The sequence below is a fragment of the Priestia sp. J2 genome (assembly GCF_020790095.1).
In the GTDB taxonomy this organism is placed as follows: domain Bacteria; phylum Bacillota; class Bacilli; order Bacillales; family Bacillaceae_H; genus Priestia; species Priestia zanthoxyli.
In genome coordinates this window covers 2,809,130-2,828,518 of sequence record NZ_CP086208.1, presented here as the reverse complement: position 1 = coordinate 2,828,518, position 19,389 = coordinate 2,809,130, and the positions used below count along the sequence as shown (strand labels likewise).

At 38.4% G+C, this 19,389-nt stretch carries 22 protein-coding genes; 14 read left to right on the top strand and 8 right to left on the bottom strand.

Annotated elements, in window-relative coordinates; translation table 11 throughout:
- Positions 1–2: 2 nt before the first annotated feature.
- The 4 genes from nikB to LJY09_RS14270 are packed head-to-tail and all read left to right on the top strand — an operon-like array spanning position 3 to position 3,330.
- Entirely contained in the window at positions 3–944 is a 942-nt protein-coding gene (nikB, locus tag LJY09_RS14285; protein WP_228307262.1) for a nickel ABC transporter permease, read from the top strand.
- Positions 941–1,747: a nickel transporter permease gene (nikC, locus tag LJY09_RS14280; protein WP_028412917.1), complete on the top strand. Its 807-nt coding sequence runs from the start codon at positions 941–943 to the stop codon at positions 1,745–1,747. Before nikB ends, nikC begins: the two co-directional genes overlap by 4 nt.
- Positions 1,748–1,752: 5 nt before the next feature.
- Positions 1,753–2,550, top strand: a complete 798-nt coding sequence (locus tag LJY09_RS14275) for an ABC transporter ATP-binding protein (RefSeq protein WP_154973663.1) — start codon at positions 1,753–1,755, stop codon at positions 2,548–2,550.
- 9 nt (positions 2,551–2,559) lie between these two features.
- On the top strand, positions 2,560–3,330 hold the full coding sequence (locus LJY09_RS14270; protein WP_154973661.1) for an ABC transporter ATP-binding protein: 771 nt from the start codon (positions 2,560–2,562) through the stop codon (positions 3,328–3,330).
- 65 nt (positions 3,331–3,395) lie between these two features.
- Here LJY09_RS14270 and LJY09_RS14265 read toward each other — a convergent pair whose 3' ends face one another.
- Positions 3,396–3,692, bottom strand: coding sequence for a hypothetical protein (locus LJY09_RS14265; protein ID WP_028412920.1), 297 nt, complete (start codon positions 3,690–3,692; stop codon positions 3,396–3,398).
- A 689-nt stretch (positions 3,693–4,381) separates the two neighbouring features.
- Positions 4,382–5,701, bottom strand: coding sequence for a DUF2254 domain-containing protein (locus tag LJY09_RS14255; RefSeq protein ID WP_228307261.1), 1,320 nt, complete (start codon positions 5,699–5,701; stop codon positions 4,382–4,384).
- Positions 5,702–5,874: 173 nt separating this feature from the next.
- Between LJY09_RS14255 and LJY09_RS14250 the strand changes: the two genes are divergently transcribed.
- On the top strand, positions 5,875–6,321 hold the full coding sequence (locus LJY09_RS14250; RefSeq protein WP_028412923.1) for a DUF4385 domain-containing protein: 447 nt from the start codon (positions 5,875–5,877) through the stop codon (positions 6,319–6,321).
- On the opposite strand, the gene LJY09_RS14245 is transcribed toward LJY09_RS14250, so the two are convergent.
- Positions 6,322–7,635 (bottom strand): hemolysin family protein, encoded by a 1,314-nt coding sequence (locus LJY09_RS14245; RefSeq protein WP_028412924.1) that lies wholly within the window; start codon positions 7,633–7,635, stop codon positions 6,322–6,324.
- Between the two features lie 269 nt (positions 7,636–7,904).
- Between LJY09_RS14245 and LJY09_RS14240 the strand changes: the two genes are divergently transcribed.
- Positions 7,905–9,938, top strand: coding sequence for a Na+/H+ antiporter (locus LJY09_RS14240; protein WP_028412925.1), 2,034 nt, complete (start codon positions 7,905–7,907; stop codon positions 9,936–9,938).
- Between the two features lie 32 nt (positions 9,939–9,970).
- Here LJY09_RS14240 and LJY09_RS14235 read toward each other — a convergent pair whose 3' ends face one another.
- Positions 9,971–10,522: a histidine phosphatase family protein gene (locus LJY09_RS14235; protein WP_028412926.1), complete on the bottom strand. Its 552-nt coding sequence runs from the start codon at positions 10,520–10,522 to the stop codon at positions 9,971–9,973.
- Between the two features lie 263 nt (positions 10,523–10,785).
- Here LJY09_RS14235 and LJY09_RS14230 point away from each other — a divergent pair, with 263 nt between their 5' ends.
- Positions 10,786–11,667 carry a M23 family metallopeptidase gene (locus tag LJY09_RS14230; RefSeq protein WP_228307260.1) on the top strand — a complete coding sequence of 294 codons (882 nt, stop codon included), beginning with the start codon at positions 10,786–10,788 and terminating at the stop codon, positions 11,665–11,667.
- Positions 11,668–11,696: 29 nt separating this feature from the next.
- Here the strand turns inward: LJY09_RS14230 and LJY09_RS14225 are convergent, their stop codons facing one another.
- Positions 11,697–12,155, bottom strand: a complete 459-nt coding sequence (locus LJY09_RS14225; protein WP_028412928.1) for a hypothetical protein — start codon at positions 12,153–12,155, stop codon at positions 11,697–11,699.
- A 211-nt stretch (positions 12,156–12,366) separates the two neighbouring features.
- On the opposite strand from LJY09_RS14225, the gene LJY09_RS14220 reads away from it, so the two are divergent.
- The 4 genes from LJY09_RS14220 (at position 12,367) to LJY09_RS14205 (ending at position 15,292) form a co-directional block, all read left to right on the top strand.
- Positions 12,367–12,999 carry a GntR family transcriptional regulator gene (locus LJY09_RS14220; protein ID WP_228307259.1) on the top strand — a complete coding sequence of 211 codons (633 nt, stop codon included), beginning with the start codon at positions 12,367–12,369 and terminating at the stop codon, positions 12,997–12,999.
- An 81-nt stretch (positions 13,000–13,080) separates the two neighbouring features.
- Positions 13,081–14,112, top strand: coding sequence for a zinc-dependent alcohol dehydrogenase (locus tag LJY09_RS14215; RefSeq protein ID WP_028412930.1), 1,032 nt, complete (start codon positions 13,081–13,083; stop codon positions 14,110–14,112).
- On the top strand, positions 14,109–14,870 hold the full coding sequence (locus tag LJY09_RS14210) for an SDR family oxidoreductase (RefSeq protein WP_155010059.1): 762 nt from the start codon (positions 14,109–14,111) through the stop codon (positions 14,868–14,870). Before LJY09_RS14215 ends, LJY09_RS14210 begins: the two co-directional genes overlap by 4 nt.
- A 62-nt stretch (positions 14,871–14,932) precedes the next feature.
- Positions 14,933–15,292 (top strand): hypothetical protein, encoded by a 360-nt coding sequence (locus tag LJY09_RS14205; protein WP_155010060.1) that lies wholly within the window; start codon positions 14,933–14,935, stop codon positions 15,290–15,292.
- Between the two features lie 42 nt (positions 15,293–15,334).
- Here the strand turns inward: LJY09_RS14205 and LJY09_RS14200 are convergent, their stop codons facing one another.
- Positions 15,335–15,565, bottom strand: a complete 231-nt coding sequence (locus tag LJY09_RS14200) for a hypothetical protein (RefSeq protein WP_155010061.1) — start codon at positions 15,563–15,565, stop codon at positions 15,335–15,337.
- 253 nt (positions 15,566–15,818) lie between these two features.
- On the opposite strand from LJY09_RS14200, the gene LJY09_RS14195 reads away from it, so the two are divergent.
- A complete protein-coding gene (locus tag LJY09_RS14195) occupies positions 15,819–16,331 on the top strand; it encodes a P-loop NTPase family protein (protein WP_228307258.1) in 513 nt (170 codons plus the stop codon).
- 77 nt (positions 16,332–16,408) lie between these two features.
- Here LJY09_RS14195 and LJY09_RS14190 read toward each other — a convergent pair whose 3' ends face one another.
- Both LJY09_RS14190 and LJY09_RS14185 read right to left on the bottom strand, forming a co-directional pair.
- A complete protein-coding gene (locus tag LJY09_RS14190) occupies positions 16,409–17,080 on the bottom strand; it encodes a glyoxalase (protein ID WP_228307257.1) in 672 nt (223 codons plus the stop codon).
- Positions 17,081–17,123: 43 nt separating this feature from the next.
- A complete protein-coding gene (locus tag LJY09_RS14185) occupies positions 17,124–17,528 on the bottom strand; it encodes a hypothetical protein (protein WP_028412934.1) in 405 nt (134 codons plus the stop codon).
- A 129-nt stretch (positions 17,529–17,657) separates the two neighbouring features.
- On the opposite strand from LJY09_RS14185, the gene LJY09_RS14180 reads away from it, so the two are divergent.
- Together LJY09_RS14180 and LJY09_RS14175 are read left to right on the top strand one after the other, a co-directional pair.
- Positions 17,658–18,890 (top strand): MFS transporter, encoded by a 1,233-nt coding sequence (locus LJY09_RS14180; protein ID WP_028412935.1) that lies wholly within the window; start codon positions 17,658–17,660, stop codon positions 18,888–18,890.
- A complete protein-coding gene (locus LJY09_RS14175) occupies positions 18,887–19,336 on the top strand; it encodes a GNAT family N-acetyltransferase (RefSeq protein WP_034327686.1) in 450 nt (149 codons plus the stop codon). The genes LJY09_RS14180 and LJY09_RS14175 overlap by 4 nt, the downstream gene beginning before the upstream one ends.
- Positions 19,337–19,389: the final 53 nt, after the last annotated feature.

Genomic DNA, 19,389 nt, shown 5'->3' with positions numbered 1-19,389 from the left:
ATATGAAATTAATTGGTAAAAGAATAATAGAATTACTCATTTTTTTAGTTATCCTATCGTTTCTCAGCTTTGTTTTAATGAAGCTGGCTCCAGGAGACCCAGTTAAGCAAATGCTTCGCGTAGATGACGTGGCAGTGTCTGAGGAACAAATAAATAGTTTGCGAACAGAGCTAGGGTTTAACGAACCCGTATATATTCAATATGTAAAGTGGCTGACGCGTTTTTTTCAGTTTGATTTAGGATCTTCATATATGACAAAAGAGCCTGTCATCGACGAATTAGTTGAGAAGTTTTCGGCTACGCTGCGCTTGACGGTTGCATCTTTGGTTGTGATGCTTTTAATAGCTGTGCCACTCGGAACGCTGTCAGCACTATATCCAAATAAGTGGATTGATTATCTCAGCAGAAGTATTTCTCTAATTGGAGCGTCTATTCCAAGCTTTTGGCTCGGTCTTTTGTTTATACAGCTGTTCTCTGTACGTCTTCAATGGCTTCCTTCAATGGGTACAGGCACAGCAGCCCATCTTGTGCTGCCTTCTTTAACACTTGGTTTTGCCATGTCCGCTGTGTATATGCGAATGATTAGAGCTAGTCTGCTAGAAGGATTGAAACAAGATTTTGTACGATCTGCTCGAGCAAGAGGAATAAGTGAAAGCCGCATTTTTATTTTCCATGCGTTTCGGTATAGCTTAACACCCATTCTTACCATTTTAGGGACAAGCTTAGGGAGTTTACTTGGAGGAACGGTTATTATTGAAGTGCTTTTTGCTTATCCTGGAATTGGAAAATTAGTTATTGATGCGATTATGAATCGTGATTATCCTGTGATTCAAGGGTATATTTTGTGGATGGGCCTGTTTGTTGTTTTAATCAATTCACTTGTGGATTTGAGCTACAAATATGTAAATCCCCAGCTCTATGTAAAGGGAGGGGATAAAACGTGAAAAAGCCGCAGCTTCTTTTTGTAGTAATAAGCATGTGTGGTATTGTGCTTATTTTATTTTGTCTGTTTGGAAGTCAGCTAATACCAATGGACCCCACACAAGTCAATATGCAAGACCGGCTTCAAAAAGCCAACAGTGATCACTGGCTAGGGACTGATCACTTAGGCAGAGATCTTTTTTCACGAATCATAGCTGGAGCTCAGACTACAATTGGAACTAGTTTTCTTGTCTTAGTGCTCTCTCTTTTGATTGGAGTCCCGGTTGGTTTAGTTGCAGGGTATATTGGAGGAAAGATAGATCGCTTTTTAATGAGAATTGTAGATGCTTTTTTAGCTTTTCCTGATTATATTGCAGCCATTGTCTTAAGCGGACTGTTAGGGCCTGGATTATTGAACTTAATTGCTGCGATGGTTATTGTAAAGTGGGTTAGTTATGCAAGGGTAGTGCGGAGTATTGTGCTTCAAGAAAAGTCAAAAGAATATGTGCTGATCGCTAAATTAAACGGAGTGGGAACACTACCTTTAATCTTTCGCCACTTTCTTCCTCACGTCGGGGGACATATTCTTGTTCTTGCTACGCTGGATATAGGGAAAATCATTTTAATGATGGCATCATTATCCTATATTGGACTAGGGACTCAGCCGCCTACTCCGGAATGGGGAACGATGCTAAATGAAGGCAGGGCTTACTTTTACAATGCTCCGCAGCTAATGTTGATACCAGGTGTGACCATTATTTTATTTGTGCTGACGTTTACAGCTTTAGGTGAATATATTCGAGGAAAATATCAAGTTAATCGATAAAAGAGGTGATCGTCATCGTTTTAGAAGTAAAGCATCTAGCCATTCATAATAAAACAAAACAAATCATAAAAGACGTTTCTTTTACAATCGAGCAAGGACAGTGGATGGCGCTCATTGGAGAAAGCGGAAGCGGGAAAAGCATCACTGCTGCTTCGATAGGAGGACTGCTGCCTTCAGATGTAACGCTTAAAGGAGGATCTATTATCTTTAAGCAGAAAGGAGGGGCGCCTATCCTTGGAAAAGATATTTCGTATATCTTTCAAGATTATCGAAGCGCTTTTACGCCTTTTTTAACAATTGGAAAGCAGTTTGAGGAAACGGTTCGTACACATAGTGAACTGTCTAAAAAAGACAGGAAAGCCGCCATTTTTCAGGTTTTAAAAGCGGTGAATTTACCTAATGAACGCGTGTATAAAAGCTATGCTTCTCAGCTGAGCGGAGGACAGCTTCAGCGAGCAGCGATTGCTTTAGCGCTGGTGATGAAGCCTGCCTTGATTATCGCAGATGAACCAACTACGGCTTTAGATAGCGTGGCAGCAGCTGAAGTTCTTCAGCTGCTGTATAAGCTGAAAGAAGAAGCTGGCTGTGCCATTCTGTTTATTACTCATGATTTGCGTCATGTGCGGAAATATGCGGACCGCGCAGCCATTATGCTAGCAGGAGAAATCGTGGAAGAAAACAGTATCGAATCTCTGCTTCACACTCCGCGTCATTTTTACACAAAAAAACTGTTTAACGCCATTCCTTCTTTACGGAAAACGCCTGATCGATTGTTAGATACGCAGAAAAAAGTGTTGATATAGGAGTGAGATATGAAAGAAAAAAGTATATTACGCGTCACGCAGCTTGTGAAACAGTACAAAGACGTTAAAGCGCTAAATAATGTTTCCTTGCATATCGATAAAGGGGAATGTGTAGGGATTGTCGGAGAAAGTGGAAGCGGAAAAAGTACGCTTGTCAAAAGCGTGCTAAGGTTAATAGAGACTCAGCAGGGAGAAGTATGGTTTGCAGAGAAACCTCTTCACCGGTTAAAAGGGAAAAAACTGCAGCAAGCTCGTCTAGGCATGCAAGTTGTCTTTCAAAATCCCGCGGCTTCTTTTAATCCGAAAGTGAAAATCATCGATTCTTTGCTCGAGCCTTTGCGACAGCAGCGAACCGTTCCTTCATTTTTATCTCATGTGAGCAGAAATGAAAAAGAAATCGCTTTTTATTTGTTAGAAAAAGTCGGACTCAGCTCGGAATATGCCCTGAGTTATCCTCATGAACTCAGCGGAGGACAGCTTCAGCGTGTAGCGATTGCGCGTGCCATTAGTGTAGGTCCGTCTCTGATACTGTTAGACGAACCAACAGCGAGCCTTGATGTTACGGTACAAGCAAAGATTTTAAATTTATTAAAAGATTTGCAGGAGACTTTTCAGCTGTCTTATCTTTTCATTTCGCATGATTTAGCAGCAGTAAAATTTATGAGCAGTCGCATGATGGTTATGCAGCAAGGCGAGGTTATCGATCAATTTGACCGTGCAAAGCTATTTGATAAAAACAGGCATCCCTATACAAAAAAGCTTGTGCATTTATTTGAATAGAAAATAAAGCTCTTCGTTTAATATAATAAACGAAGAGCTTTTTTATAAATGAGAATGAGACAAAGTCAGGGACGCGGCGGTGGAGTATGCATATGGATAAAGTGATAGCCTGCTTGGCAGAGCATGATAAAACTAATGGTGAGTACAACGAGAGGAATTAGCTTGTTTTTTCCTCGTTCTTCATATAGTCCGGCTGCGCTTAAAAGAAAGCCAATAGTAGCTAAAGGAGGAGAGGCGCGAAAGAATAAATCTGCAGCTGTAAACCCTTGGTTTGTATATTTATAATAAAAAAATAGACCTGTAATTAATAAAAATAGTCCAATCCAAAACAGCGTAAGTTTTCCAAAAAGGGTTTTAGGCACTGTGTTTTCACTCCTTTTGTCAGTCAAGTACCATAAAATACTAGCATAAAACGTTTTGGTTTGCATTAGAGAAAAAGAACTTGAATGATACAATATGTGTAAAAGAACAGGTTTGAAGTAGGAGGAGATGAAGTATTCAAAGCGCTTCATGTAAAAAAATACATATCGTTGGATCCGTTGGAAGTGGAAAAACGACTCTAGCCCGTTTGTTATCCCATAGATTAGAAGTTCCTCACTACGAACTTGATAATATTATGTGGGAACGAACACATGAAGGAGATAAAAGAAGAAGTGAAGCGGATAGAAAAAAGTGTTTACATCATATTGCAGCTTCACAAGGATGGATCATAGAAGGCGTACACTATACGTGGGTGAATGAAAGCTTTAATGAAGCTGACCTTATTATTTTTCTCGACACCCATTACCTAAAAAGAATATGGTTGATTATCAAAAGGTATGTTCTGCAAAAAGCTAAAATCGAAAAAGCGAATTATGCACCCACGTTTTCTATTTTTATTAAAATGTTTCAGTGGAATTCAGATTTCAAAAAGCAAAGTAAACCTGAAATTTTGCATATCCTTCGTACGTCATATAACGATAAACTTATAATAGTGAAAAAGAGAGAAGAGATAGAGCACTTTATATCGTAAGAAAACGCCGCTCAGTTGATGAGCGGCTTTTTTTGGTTTTTATTCTATCAACATAGACCCGCATTTTTTTTCACAAGCTTTTGCAAGGTTTTTGAGAAGCTGATTAAGAAACTCTTTGTCCATTTTAAGCCACTCTTCCTTTTGCAGTCCTTCTACGATATAGGAAGAAAAAACCCACACGTCGTTTTTGATGGCAGAGCGATTTGTTTCAGCGATTACAGTTAATGCCTTAATGACAGCAGACATCACGGAAACATCTTCTTTTCCATAATGGCGAATTTGATAGAACGCTTTGTACAAATAATCCGTAAAAGAAGGTTTTTCTAGCAGCACTCGAATACGTCCTTCTTCATCGCAATAATAAGGAGAGGAAGAATAGCTTTGTCCGAGTTTGATAAACACTTGCGTGAGCTGTTCAATGCAGTTAATAGCTGTTTCAGGGTCATTAATAGCTGGTGAAATAGCTCTTAATGCAATTTCACTTAGTTTTTGAATACCTAATTTTACGTCTTGGATCGATTCTTGGTCATTTGTAATAAACAAGCAATGAAGAAATTTTTCACGTTCTAACGATTGATTGTGAGTGATTACAGTTAACAACGGTGTGTCTGCTTCTACATACTCTCCGGGTGCTTTTTCGAGTTTAACAATGACATTTAATTTAGATGCTAGTGCTGTTAAATGGTTGAGTTCTATATATTGAATATATCCTTGTCTATTACTTTTAATTTGCAGTGTGTTTTCACTATCAAAATCAACCTGTATTTCATTCTTTGATTCGGGGTGCTTTTGTTGTTCTAGCCGTCTCTCTTCAATGGTAAGCATCGTTTTTTTTGCAATGTTTGAAATTAAATTTCCGACTTTAATCCAGTTGATGACGTGGTGAATCAAAAACACAAACATCCCTAAGCAAATGAATGCTACCACGATGGCTAATGAAGGAACAATAAAAGTATTGCTGACTTGGTTGCTGCGAACTTGAATGAGCAGTACAAGCACGTATACGTATCCACCGATAAAAGTGCCAAGCACGCGCTGAGTTTTGGCATCTGTATTAAAGTTCTGAATCGTTCTAGGAGAAAACTGACCTACAAACGTAGTCAGTACCACTAACACAGAAGAAAACGTAATTGTCGTCATCGTTAATAAGGAATTTGATACTGAACTTAAAATAGTATGAGCAAGCTCTTTATCCGTTAGAAACACGGAAGGAACTAACTTTAACCACTGTTTGTGAGCTGTCAAATATCGATCTAAAAATGTACTAATAGTGGCTAAAACAAAAGCAACAATTCCGTATATAGAAGGAGTAATCCAAAAATTAGCTTTTATTCGATTTTGCTGTAGCTTTATTGACATAGCGAACTCTCCCGTATCATGATTTAATAAGTTCGGACTTCTTTTAGTATGAAGAAAAAAGTTAACCATACTTATCCACCTATTATTACCCTCACCTGCATGTGAAAAACTTCTTTAAGAAAAGTTTTATCATTCATTTGTAAAGGGTAGAGATCAAAAAGGAGGGAAGAACCGTGGCATTTGATTATTCACTTGACTTTGAACATATCGATTTTAGAAAGCATCCTGAAAAGTATAGAGTAGGAAAAGGAGAACAAGGAGTTCTCCTTGTTGAGCCATACAAAAGTGAAATTCTTCCTCACTGGCGTTTTCGTACACCTGACATTGCTGAGGAATCCGCCGCCGCCATCTATCAGCTTTTTTTAACCTACAAAGAAAAAAGCGATTTTGTTGGAATGGACATGGCCCGGAAATTTCTCCAAATGGGATACACGCGATCGAGGCGCTACGCGAACTACAAAGGCGGAAAGAAATACAACAAAGACGGCGAGCGTAACGAACGGCAAATTGATGAACAAAAAGCAGAATCGGCATCTATTTTTATGGAAAAATGGAAAGAGGTACGAGAGAATAAAGAGTACTTGAAAATGAAAAAAGAGCATCAAAAAAAGTACGGATAATCAGCTGGGATCCGTACTTTTTTCCTTTGTTATTTCGATTCGTTTAATATGGTGATGTTCAATATCAATGACTTTAAATGAAAAACCTTCGTTTTTGATGCTATCACCTTTAGCAAGATCAAACTTTTCGGTCAGCATCCAGCCGCCAATGGTATCAACGTCTTCTTGTTCAATAGTTGTTCCGAGTAAATCATTTACTTCTTCAATCAACACCTTCGCATCTAGTACGTAGTGATTTTCATTAATTTTGTGTACGTCCGGTATTTCATCATCATCAAATTCATCACGAATTTCACCAACAATTTCTTCTAAAATGTCTTCTACCGTTACAAGCCCGGTTGTTCCTCCATACTCGTCTATTAAGATGGCCATGTGAATTCTGTCCCTTTGAATTTTAAGCAATAAGTCGTAAATGGCGATGGAATCAATGACTTGAATGATGGGTTTCATATACGTTTGCACGGGACGTGGTTTGATATCATCTTCTTTTATGTAATCCGCTAATATTTCTTTAATATTAACTAATCCCACCACTTGATCTTTGTTTCCATCTATAACTACTGGATAGCGAGTATATTGCTCTACTCTAGCCATTTTTAAGAATTCTTCTATCGTTTCATCTGCTGATACGCTAACAATTTCTGTACGAGGCACCATGATTTCTTTAGCCGTACGATTATCAAATTCAAAGATATTATTCATGAACTTAAATTCCGATTGATTAATTTCACCGCTCTGATAGCTTTCAGATAAAATAATTCTAAGTTCTTCTTCACTATGAGCTACTTCATTTTCAGAAGCTGGCTTCAGGCCGAATAATCCGACAACGCCTCTTGCTGAGTGGTTTAAAAGCCAAATAAACGGATAAAGTAACTTAGAAAAAAGAATAAGAGGACGGGAAAATAACAGCGTCACTTGTTCGGCTTTTTGAATCGCCACCGTTTTGGGCGCAAGTTCTCCAGCTACCACATTTAAAAATGTGACAATCGAAAAAGCAAGAACAAAAGATATGACATGCGAAAGTGATGTAGCAAAAGGCAGCATGTCAATAAGCGGCTCTAATAAATGACCTACAGTAGGTTCACCTATCCAGCCTAGACCCAATGCGGTAACCGTAATGCCCAGCTGTGTGGCTGAAAGATAACCATCTAAATTTGATACTACTTTTTTTGCTGCTAAAGCGTTCCGGTTTCCTTCTTCAATTAACTGATCGATTCTAGTCGACCGTACCCTAATGACGGCAAATTCCGTTGCAACAAAAAAGGCTGTTAATATGATTAATACGATGAATAAGATGACATTTACTGTTTCCAAATTTATCTCCTTACCCCGTTGAAACGGATAAGGGAACACCTCCTTTATAAAAGTTTGATGAGCTGATTTATATGGTAAATAAAGAATATCATGTATACTGTTCCCTTAATCTCCGTAGAAATAAACTTATCGAAAAGAAAGAACACTTTTTAATAACCCGCAACATTTTTTGGCAGAAAAAGCGTAAACTAAACATTATAAAATGAACGAAAAGAGACAACGTGATACCTTTAAAGAGATGTAAATAGAAGTAGGAGTCGATTGTTTTTATGGAATTTTTTCTGACGATATTAGTCTTATTGGCTTTGATTGGTCTATCTAATATCATTAATCATTTTGTGCCATTTATTCCTGTTCCGTTAGTTCAAATAGCTTTGGGAGCAGGGCTTGCTATATTGCCATTTGGCGGAGATGTCCATTTGGAACCTGAATTATTTTTTATTTTATTTATTGCCCCGCTATTATTTAATGATGGGAAAAACGTGTCAAGAGCTGCTCTTTGGAAGCTTCGTACACCTATTTTATTACTAGCGCTGGGACTGGTTTTTGTAACGGTGGCAGTAGGGGGATATCTAATCAATTGGCTTATCCCTTCCATTCCGTTACCGGCGGCATTTGCACTAGCCGCTATTTTGTCCCCAACAGATGTAGTGGCAGTTGGAGCTATGGCGAGCCGAGTAAAGCTGCCTAAGCGAATTATGCATTTGCTTGAAGGGGAAGGACTGATGAATGATGCCTCTGGTCTTGTAGCGTTTCAAGTAGCAGTAGCTGCTACCGTAACGGGCGTTTTTTCAATCGTAGATGCTACATTTCAGTTCCTTTGGGTAGCGCTGGGCGGTTTGTTTGTAGGAGCATTTATCGCTTTTCTGATTATCAGACTGCGTGTACTTGTTCGACGTTTAGGAATGGAAGATATTACGATTCATATGTTAATACAAATTCTAACTCCATTTGTTGTCTTCTACATTGCTGAACACTTTCATTTATCGGGAATCTTGGCAGTTGTAGCAGGCGGCATTGTGCATGCGATTGAGCGCGACCGAGAGGAATCACCTAACCAGCAGCTTAAAGTGGTATCAAAAAGTACTTGGACGGTGATTTTATATTTGTTAAATGGCTTGGTTTTTGTGCTGCTTGGTCTGCAAATACCAAAAGTGGCGAAAGCAATTATTCAAGATCCAAACTTTAATAATGGACAAGTGCTTCTTTATATTTTGATTATTACTGTCTTTTTGCTTGTACTACGATTTATTTGGGTGATGGTATCATGGTCAGTAGGCTGGTATTACAAAAACAACAAGCATCTAAAACCTGAGCCTCGGTCTATTGGTATTATTACGGTTTCAGGTGTACGAGGAGCTGTTACGTTAGCCGGAGCGTTTTCGATTCCTTATACGCTTGATAACGGCAGTGATTTCCCGGAACGCTCTCTGATTATTTTTCTAGCAGCAGGCGTTATATTGTTAACCTTAGTTGCGGCAAGCATTCTTTTACCTGTTATTGCGAAAACAGAAAAGGCGCCGAAGAAGCCTGAGCGCAATACAAAAGAGGTTAAAGCACGCATTAAAGTGCACAAAGCTGCTATTCAGCGGTTAAAAAGAGAAATGACCGAGGAAAATCGTGGAGCAGCGCTTTCGTTAATTTCAACGTATAATACAACGATTAATAACATCATTGTTAAAACGCATCCTTTAGAAGCCTCTGAAAACAAACAGTATGAAGAAGAAATTCGATTGCTGGCTCTTCAGGCCAAGGGGAAATTGGTGGAAAAGCTATTAAAAGAGGAAAAAATAGACCGTGAGACAGCGTATATTTGTTTGGAACATACGCACAAGCTTGAAATGGCTGTAACCAATCGTGTAAGGTACAAATTATTGGTGAGCTGGATGAGGTTTAAAAAAGTTTTACTATTACTAGTCCGAATTTTTTCACCGAATAAGCAGGCTTTAAGAAAACAAAGCCTGCGCAGAAGAAGTAAAGTGAACAAAGTACGTATTCAAATGATTGAAGAAGCGATAAAGGTCATTAAAGAAAACATGAACGAAGAAAATCGAATGATTTCACTTGCTATCATCAGTGAATACCATAGATCCATGGCAAGACTTAGAAAAGAGAGTACGGAGTATAATTCAGGCAAACGTAAAAAAGCAACGAGAGATTTATGTTATAAAGCGTTTCATACCGAGCGGGAAACGGTGCAAGAACTTTATGAAAAAGGAGAAATCACGCGTGAAATCGCTCATAATATCCGAAAAGATATCGCTTTGCGTGAAGCATTAACAATTGAAGAAAATGGTTATTAAAAAGTCGCAGAGAATAGTCTCTGCGACTTTTTCTAATAAGTTTCATTCTCTTGCTTTTCAAAAAGATAAAGCTTTCCGTTAACAGCAATATCAAACCGTGGCCCTTTAAAGCCGCGTTTTATAAGTTCTTTACGCATAAATTTCATAATGCCTCCGTGGCTGACAATCAGCAAATCGTCTTCTGACTCGGAAATAGCGCGATCTAGCACTGCTGCTACTTTTCTCTTAGTCTCAGCCATATCTGTACGAGCTTGTTTGTTGATGAGTCCGGACATGCGAAACAGTAATGCCCAGAGGATAAAAGGAAGTTTAAATTTTACTGGAATAATAGGCATGGGTATTTCTCTAAGTTCCGGAAGAAGAGTGATCTCTTGTTTATAAATATGCTTTGCCGTTTTGTGTGCTCGCGGCATATCGCTTGAAAAACAGCGTTTCCATTCAATATTATTTAAATCAGTCTCTCCATACGTAATATCTGATTCATCATATTCCTGAAACCAAGCCACTAGTTCATCGGTGGATAAGCGGTGGTTTTCTGGAAGCCCTTTGTTTACTTTGTAATGACGTACTAATGCTACTTTCATTGTGAAATCTCCTTAAAATTTAAGCGCCAAAAATACTTACTCGGCGCAGCTTGATTTTTTTATTTAACGTTATTTTCATCATGCTGCACCCCCTTTCAAATATTTGTAAAATAAGTATAAAATGGATTGAGAAAATTGTAAATACGGCATAGAAGAAGATTTTTAGATAGAATAATTGGAAAATGAAACCTTTTTATAAGATAAAACGTATTACTTATAGATAATTCAAACAAATTGAAATACATATAAAAGGGTGGATTACAATGATGGAGACAGAGAGAAAAGTAAATATCAGAGAAAAGTTTGGAACTTTATTTGCACAAAGGGATTTTCAGAAGCTTTATGATTGTGTAAGCGAAGAATTTAAACGTCAAGTTTCGCTTCAGCAATTTTTGGAGCAGAGCAAATTGTTTAATCAAGGAGAACAGTTCTACAGACTAGAAACAAATCTTTATTTAACTCCTCAAATTGAGCAGTTTATTTGGATAAATTCTACCCAGACAAAAGCCATCAGCGTTATGTTTGATGAACATAATATTATACAAGCACTTGTGCTTGCTCCTCTAGAATCATTTTCAGAGAGAGAGAGATGGAGTACAAACAAATATACGATGCCGATTCAAAGTGAATGGTTTGTCTATTGGGGTGGAAAGCATGAGGTGTTGAACTATCACCATCCAGTCGAAAGCCAAAGGTATGCATATGATTTAGTCGTGCGAAAAGGAAAGCAAAGCTATAAAAATGATGGAATGAAAAACGAAGATTACTATGCTTATGGAAAAAAGGTTGTAGCTCCGCTTGAAGGAGTCGTTATCGCAGCAGCTGATGGCCAAGAAGATAATGAAATTGGACACACGAATAAAAAAAATCCTTTAGGAAATCACGTTATCATTGAACATGAAGGGAAAGAATACAGTGTGCTTGCACATTTGAAGAAAGGGTCGGTTTCTGTGAAAAAAGGAGACGTGGTTCGTAAAGGAACGCTGCTCGGAAGGTGTGGAAATTCCGGGAATTCATCCGAACCTCACATTCATTTTCACGTCATGGATGCCGCTGACATCGAAACGTCAAAAAGTTTGCGAATTCAGTTTCATGCGGCTATTGAAGCGATTCGCGGAGATACAGTTATTCCATTTTTCTATTGATAAAAAGCCATAGCGTTTGCTGTGGCTTTTTATGCAGGGATTTCCTCAAATATAAAGTCAAGAAGCCGCTGAAACAAGTAAAGGATAATGGCTACGGTAGTCATGACAAGGAAAAGTCCAAAATGACTAATTTCATACAGATTATAAAGCCCAATTTTAGCGAGAAAAGGAACTATAACATAACCATGAATCAAATCCAAAATAATGTTAACCATTATGTACAAGATAAACCCGGGATACGTAAGGTAAAAGACAAAGATCGTAATCACAATATGAAGGCAATAAATCGTTGCTCCCATGCTAGTAAGAAAAAATACGTTTTCTTGAACCGTCCACCAGTGCATTTTTTCCGCTACTTGATAGGCGATTGTCATCATTAATGCAGCAAACAACCCTACAGTAAAAAATCGTTTAACCCGCTGTTTATCAAGCAGCAGCAGTAAAAACCATGGAATAACAAGAATTCCCCATAATATAATTTGATTCATCCATCTTCCCACCTTTTATTTATCAGTAGTTCTTAGTGTAAGAAAGAATTGTAAAAATATACATTTTTCAAAGAAAACGTTTACAGTCAGGTTTCTTATCTATATACTAAATCTTGAATACTTGTATACAAGTTGGTTAAGGAAGTGATGACACATTAAAAAGGTAACCTACCCGGAAAGATGGCTTCGCGGAGCCTCGCTGGGAGAACAAGTGGTAAGCAAATTAAGAATTCAAATTATGAGCGGCGAGCTGAAGAAAGGAACCATACTATCAGAAAATCAGCTCTCGGCAGAGTTTGGAATGAGTCGATCTCCTATAAGAGAAGCGCTGCGGATCCTTTCAAACGAAGGGCTCATTGATTTACAGCGAATGGGAGCAGTTGTTATTGGTTTAACAACTAGGGATTTAAACGAGCTGTACGATGTTCGTCTGCTTTTAGAACACTTTGTCTTAGAACGTTTATCTGAAGTCAACCATGATTCGCTTATTAAAAAGCTGGAGCAAAGCATTGATCAAATGAAGATGGCAGCTAAATACGATGACTATGTAGAGTTTGCTTATCAAGATTTGCGGTTTCATGAGCTCGTGATTATCGAAGCAGACCACAAGCGGATATTAAAATTGTGGGAAAGCATCCGTGAAATTATTTTAGCTGCTCTTTTAATTACGACTGAAAAAAGGTTTCGAGATGATAAAGCAGCTGTGCTCCCACTGATTAAGCAGCATCATGAAATGATTAAGGCATTAAAGTCTCAAAATACAGAACGCATTCAAGATGAAGTGAAACGTCACTTTGAAGACACGCGAAATACCATAACAGCTTCACTTTTGAATGAAGCATAAAAAAGGGATAAAATATTCGAAATATTTTTGAATATTTTTTCTCTTCAACTTGTCGACAAGTGTACAAAGGGGGATGGAGAAATGAAAGCAGGTGTCTACGTTTCAGAAACAAAAGCCGTTATGCAGCAAAAAGCGAAACCGGTTATAAAAGAAGGAGAAGCGCTTGTAAAGGTGTCTCATGCTGGAATTTGCGGAACGGATATGATGATTTATTTTGGAAAACATCCTAGAGCACAGGCGCCACTCACTATGGGACATGAATTCAGCGGAGTGATAGAGGAGATCCGAGGAGAAACGGAATTTTCTTTAGGTGACCGCGTAGCAGTTGAGCCTACGCTTAGCTGCGGAACGTGCGAAGCCTGTGTAAAAGGACAGTTTCACGTTTGTAAAAAGTTAAAACTAATCGGCATTGATCAAGATGGAGGCTTTGCGCAGTACGTGGCTGTTCCGGTGAACCGCCTTCACCTCTTGCCAGAGAAACTGTCTAGCGAGCATGCCGCTCTTGCAGAACCTGTAGCGGTTGCCGTACATACAGTAAGACGCTCGCGGTTGAAAGTAGGAGACCAAGCTGCCATTTTAGGGGCAGGACCTATTGGACTGCTAATCGGGATGATTGCGAAACGAGCAGGAGCAAAAAAAGTAATGATCTCAGATATTAGTTCTTATCGCTTAACTAAAGCGAAAGAACTTGGCTTTATACCAATTGATGCAGCGAAAAGAGACGTAGTAAAAGAAGTGCGTTTGCTTACGAATGAAGTCGGTGCAGACGTTGTATTTGAAGTAGCCGGAAATCAAATTACAGCAAAACAAATGGTTGAAACAAGCCGTATTCAAGGAGAGATTGTAGTGGTGAGCGTATACAAAAGCGCTCCAGAAGTAGATTTAGCAGCGATGCACTTTAAAGAAATTTCATTAACTACAACGAGATGTTATACAAGGGAAGATTTTCAGACGGCTATTGATTTACTGGCAAACGGTGAAATAGAAGCAGATTCTTTAATTTCTCATAAACTGCAGCTTGAAGATATTCAAGCGGGGTTTGAGTTTATGCAGCGGCCTGATGAATCACTTAAGGTTTTATTTGCACCAAACGGAGAGGAGAATGAACAATGACAGTAGATTTGTTTTCTTTAGATGGTAAAGTATCAGCGATTACAGGAGCAACAAGAGGAATTGGAAGATCAATGGCGATTGCTTTGGCAGAAGCAGGTTCGGATATCGCTCTGCTGCAGAGATCAAAGGAATTTCTTGGAGTAAAAGAAGAAATTGAACGTCTGGGAAGAAAATGTTTTATTGTTAATTGTGATCTAGAAAACGCTTCTGAAGTAAGCGAAGCGATCTCATCGGTTGTTGCTTATTTTGGCAAGCTCGATATTTTAGTGAACAACGCGGGCATTCAAAGACGTTCACCCGCTGTAGACTTTGCAGAAGAAGATTGGGACGCTGTTATGAACGTTAATTTAAAAACCGTATGGCTGTTATGTCAGCAGGCGGGCCGCCAAATGCTTAAACAAGGAAGCGGAAAAATCATTAATATGGCATCTTTGCTTTCTTACCAAGGAGGTATTACCGTTCCAGCTTATGCCGCAGCAAAAGGCGGAGTTGCTCAGCTTACAAAGGCTTTATCTAATGAATGGGCAGCAAAAGGCGTAAATGTTAATGGAATTGTACCAGGGTACATTGCTACTGATATGAATGAAGCACTTATTAACGATGAAACGCGCAGCAGACAAATTATTGAACGTATTCCCGCAGGCAGATGGGGACAGGCAGATGATTTTAAAGGAGCAGTTGTCTTTTTAGCATCTGATGCGTCTGCTTATATTCACGGACACTTGCTTGCCGTAGACGGAGGATGGCTAGGAAGATAACGCATGAACCAATAAATTTTTTCATATCATGAACAAACTCGATTAAAAGGAGCATTCATGGTATGAAAGTGTGGATATTGAATGTTGGTATTGCTGTCACAGTGCTGACAACTGCTTGGGCGGTGTATACAAAGCCTGAAGAGAAAGAGGTTTCGCTAGTTTCTTACAATCGGTTCTCCATAGCCGTCCCAAAAGAAAGCAGCGACTTTGAAAAAGAGTTAAAATCAGCTTTGACGCAGTATGGTTTTCAAGAGGTTAGAGTGCTGAATGACTATGCGGAAGCTCAAGTTCTCGTTCTTCTGCCCGCCGAACAACTTTCTTCCTATAAAAAGAAGGAGATTCAGCAAGTCGTAAATCAACTTGCCAAGCAGTATCACGTTAATCCTGATGTAGTTCAGATTCAGTTATATGAAAAAAAGTAAAAGCCTTTTAGAAAGGGGAATCCCCTCTATAAAAGGCTTTTTTTACTCTTTTTTCTTCTCTTGTTCAGCGAGCTCTTCTTGTCTTTTAAAATGTGATTTTCCTAACGCATACACAAAACTAAAAAACAAAGGAAGTAAAATAGTCAACAGCACAAGGCGAGTAAGCATATCGCCCAAGTCATTTCTCGTTAAGTAAATATTAATAGCTGCGATGACAATATAAATAAAAATCCCGAGGTTTCGTAAAAATCTCTTTAGCATAAATGCATTCATTTTTTTCACCTTACTTTTATATACTCACATTTAAGGTAAAGGAAACGATTAATAAAAGCAACCTATTTACTACAAAGCAAGAAGGAATACAGAAATTTATGATGAATGTTTAAATGTTATCTGAAAATTATGTGAATAAAATTGCTAACATGAAGCTTCTTTATACAGCAGTCTGCTTTTAGTACACCGAGTCAGTATAAACAGTTGCCTTCTCTTCAATTAGCTTTATTTTCTAAAAAGGTAAGGTGATGAGATGAAAAGAGTGCTGGTAATGGGCGTTTCTCCAGGAGTAGGAAAGTCCACATTTGCCAAGAAATTAGGGAAAAAGCTTGATCTAGAAGTACATCATTTAGACAGCCTGTATTGGCAGCCGGGCTGGACGGAAAGAGACAATGATAGTTTTAGAGAATTGCAGGAGCACATTGTAAAAAAAGACAGCTGGATTATCGACGGGAACTACAGCAATTCGTATGACCTGCGAGTGAAGCGTGCAGATACCATTATTTATTTAGAGCTTCCGCTAATCGTTTGTGTGTACCGAGTGATAAAGCGGAGGATTGTATATGCAAGAAAAACGCGTGAAGATATGGCAAAAGGATGTCCTGAAAAAGTAGATTGGTCATTTTTTATATTTATTCTTACGACGTACAGAGAGCGGCAAAAAAAGATGAGAAAACGGTTTGAAAAGCTTAGAAACGATGAGGATTGCAAGGTTTTTATGCTGATGAACAGAAAGGACATCGAGAACTATATACAAAACCTATAGGTGGAGTAGAGCTGAATTTTGAACAAAAACAGCCACGTAACAAGTTCGCTTGTTACATGGCTTTATTGAAAAAACAATCACTCTTGCGTAATCTTCAGCATTCCTTTTTTATCTAACGCAACTGCTAGAGAATGATTAACCTTCACCATTAATGGATGAACTTCAGAGTCTCGCTCCGAAAAAAACCACCGTCTTTTAGGCGCCCCTACAAGAAAAAACGCACTGTCGCTTCCTAAAAAGTTAAAGTTCTCGTTTAATGGCCTGTTGTTGCGCACGGTGATACCCGAGTTAATAAGCTGTGTCCCTACAGAGCGGACATGAGGCGTTGTCAAGTTGATTTCTCCTATGCTTAAAAGCGACTTAGAAGAAAAGGGGTCGTTGGATGGCTGGCAGTCTGAATGTCTTGAAATGTATTCAACAATATTATGAGCAGGATCTTCAAAATAAAACGAATGAGCATCAAATGCTTCAAAATAAATCTCATCTTTCTTCTCTTCTGTATTGAGGAAGACTCTTTGAGTAGCCCATTGTTTCGCTTCCATAAAGCGGTTTGCTGGAACATTAAAAGCAAAATGGTAAAAGGGCTTTGTATGTAGAGCACTTTCTTTAAAAATGAGCTCACTTTCACCAACTTTAATGGAAAAAGAACGCGGTGAAGCGGCAGTTAATGGGAAATTGAGGGAATTTACATAAAAAGCCTTCATTTCGTCCAGTAGATGAGTGTACAGGACAGCTTGATTAATCATCATAAACCATTCCTCCTCGTTTAAACGTTGTCTAAATCACATGGCATTAAACAGATGTTTCATTATCATCCCTTTGAACGCTGCTTTTCCAGTGAAGCTGAAAAGATCCTTTATGCTCAGAGCCTATAAAGTTAATACGATATCTTCTCGTTCTTTCGGGTGTTAGATAAAGAGAGTTATTAGTCATCTCAAAGAAACGTGTACGTCTTGGATCTTCTACATATAGAGAAAGGTCTCCACTTTTAGTGTTTTTAGATAGCCTGAAAACGTAGGTTACGCCTTTTTTGAGTTTAATGCTCCGAGAGTAGCGGCCTGTAAAGCTGTCATATTCTCCAAAGAAAACCTCACTTCGCTCTTTTTTTATTCTCCCGCCTACAATTTGATTTTCCTGGCCGTTAAAGTTAATAAGTAAAAAAGCAATAAGAACAATAAGAAAACTATATTTAAACATAAAAACCTCCATCTACTAAATTATAGATAGTTTTGGATTTCGTCAAATAGTGTTATAGTTTAAAAAAGGGAAAAATTAACAAAAAATATTATCCCTTTGTATGTTACGTCTAACGGAAAGGAGAAAAAATTGACTCAGCGTTTTTATTTTTTAGCAGCAAGTCAAGTAACCACAAATTTAGGTTTTGTTCTTTATACAATGGCCCTGACTTCCTATATAAATCAAAACACCGGTTCAACAGCTCTTGCATCAATGATTACGATGACGAGCTTACTTGCTCGCCTCCTTAGTGGTCTTAGCGTACCTTTACTAGCCGATACATATAAATCTATTCATATTATGCGGGCTGTACAGGTTATGCAAATAGGAATGCTCGCTGGATTGTATATGCTACTCACACAAGAATTTACAGTCACAGTACTAGCGATGTGTTTTGTCATTGTTGGGATCATTTCTTTTTTTAACGGTTTTTTTACTATTTTTAAAACGTCGGTTGTCCGTAGCTTAGTAAGTGATAGTCAAAGAATGCAGGCCAATAGTTTGCTTTCAACAATTGACCAAACCTTTCTATTTGCAGGGTGGTCCCTTGGTGGTTTCGTTTTGTCTTTAACAGGATTCACTTATTCTTTATGTATAACGGCAGGTCTTTTATTGTTCTCGTTTGTTTGCTTGCTGTTTATAAAAGAAGCTCATAGATACAAGCAGCCAGAAAAGCGAAGCGTGGCAAAGCTAATGGAAGGATGGCGCTTTTTATGGGTACATAAACGCATCAGAGCACTCGTTATAATGGACATAACTGAATCACTCGTTGGAACCATTTGGATTGGGGCTATTACTCTTTCTTTTGTGAAAGAAGTGCTTGGAAAAGGAGAAGTATGGTGGGGATATATAAACGGTGCGTATTATTTTGGAAGCATAGTCGGAGGAATTATTGTGTACCGAATGTCTTCTATGGTAAAAGGAAGGCTTTTGCTTCTTATGTTCGCGGGCTCAATTGGTTATGCTGTTTTAACCGGTTTTTACGGCTTAGTAACGAACCCGTATTTAGCTTTAGCACTTTTGGTAATGATGGGTCCTGCCTATCAGCTTCGAGACGCAGCGCAGGAAACCATTTATCAAAATGCCTGCAGCAGTTCGGTATTTCCTAAAGTAATAGCGGCAAAATCAACTCTTGTACAGGGTGCGTTTATTCTTTCTATCGCGTTTGTAGGGACAGTAGCGGACTTCTTTGGGGTGAGGTTTGTATATCTATTTTCAAGCTTCATATTGCTGTTAACGGCTCTAACAGGTATCGCCGTATTAGTGCATAATAAGCATTCTATCGAAACAAAATCATCTGCTGAACGGAGAGGGAATATATGAAAATCATCAGGCTAACGTATCTTATGGAGCAGGATATAAAAGAACTGCTAATGGAAAGTCAGCAGGAAGGTTTTGTCTTTCTTACAAAGCTAATAGCAGAATATAAAAATGCTCAAAACGTATTTAACAAAACAGGAGAAAGGCTGTGGGGAGTTTACGGTGAACAAAACGAATTAATAGCCGTAGCGGCCCTTAATCAAGACCCTTACAGTAAGTGTGCTAACGTTGGAAGAGTAAGAAGATTTTATGTTTCAGCTCAGTTTCGCAGAAAGGGTATAGGTAAACGACTTTTAAAAGAAATTATTCACTATGCAGAGAACTACTACGACAGCCTCGTTCTTTATACAGATACTGAGGAAGCGAAGTTATTTTATGAACGAACCGGTTTTAAACGCGTATATAATCAATATAAAATTACTCATGAATACAGTTTAAAAAGAGTCTAGCTGCTTTTTATACAGGTTTGGATATAAAACGAAAATATTGTCATTCGCTTAAA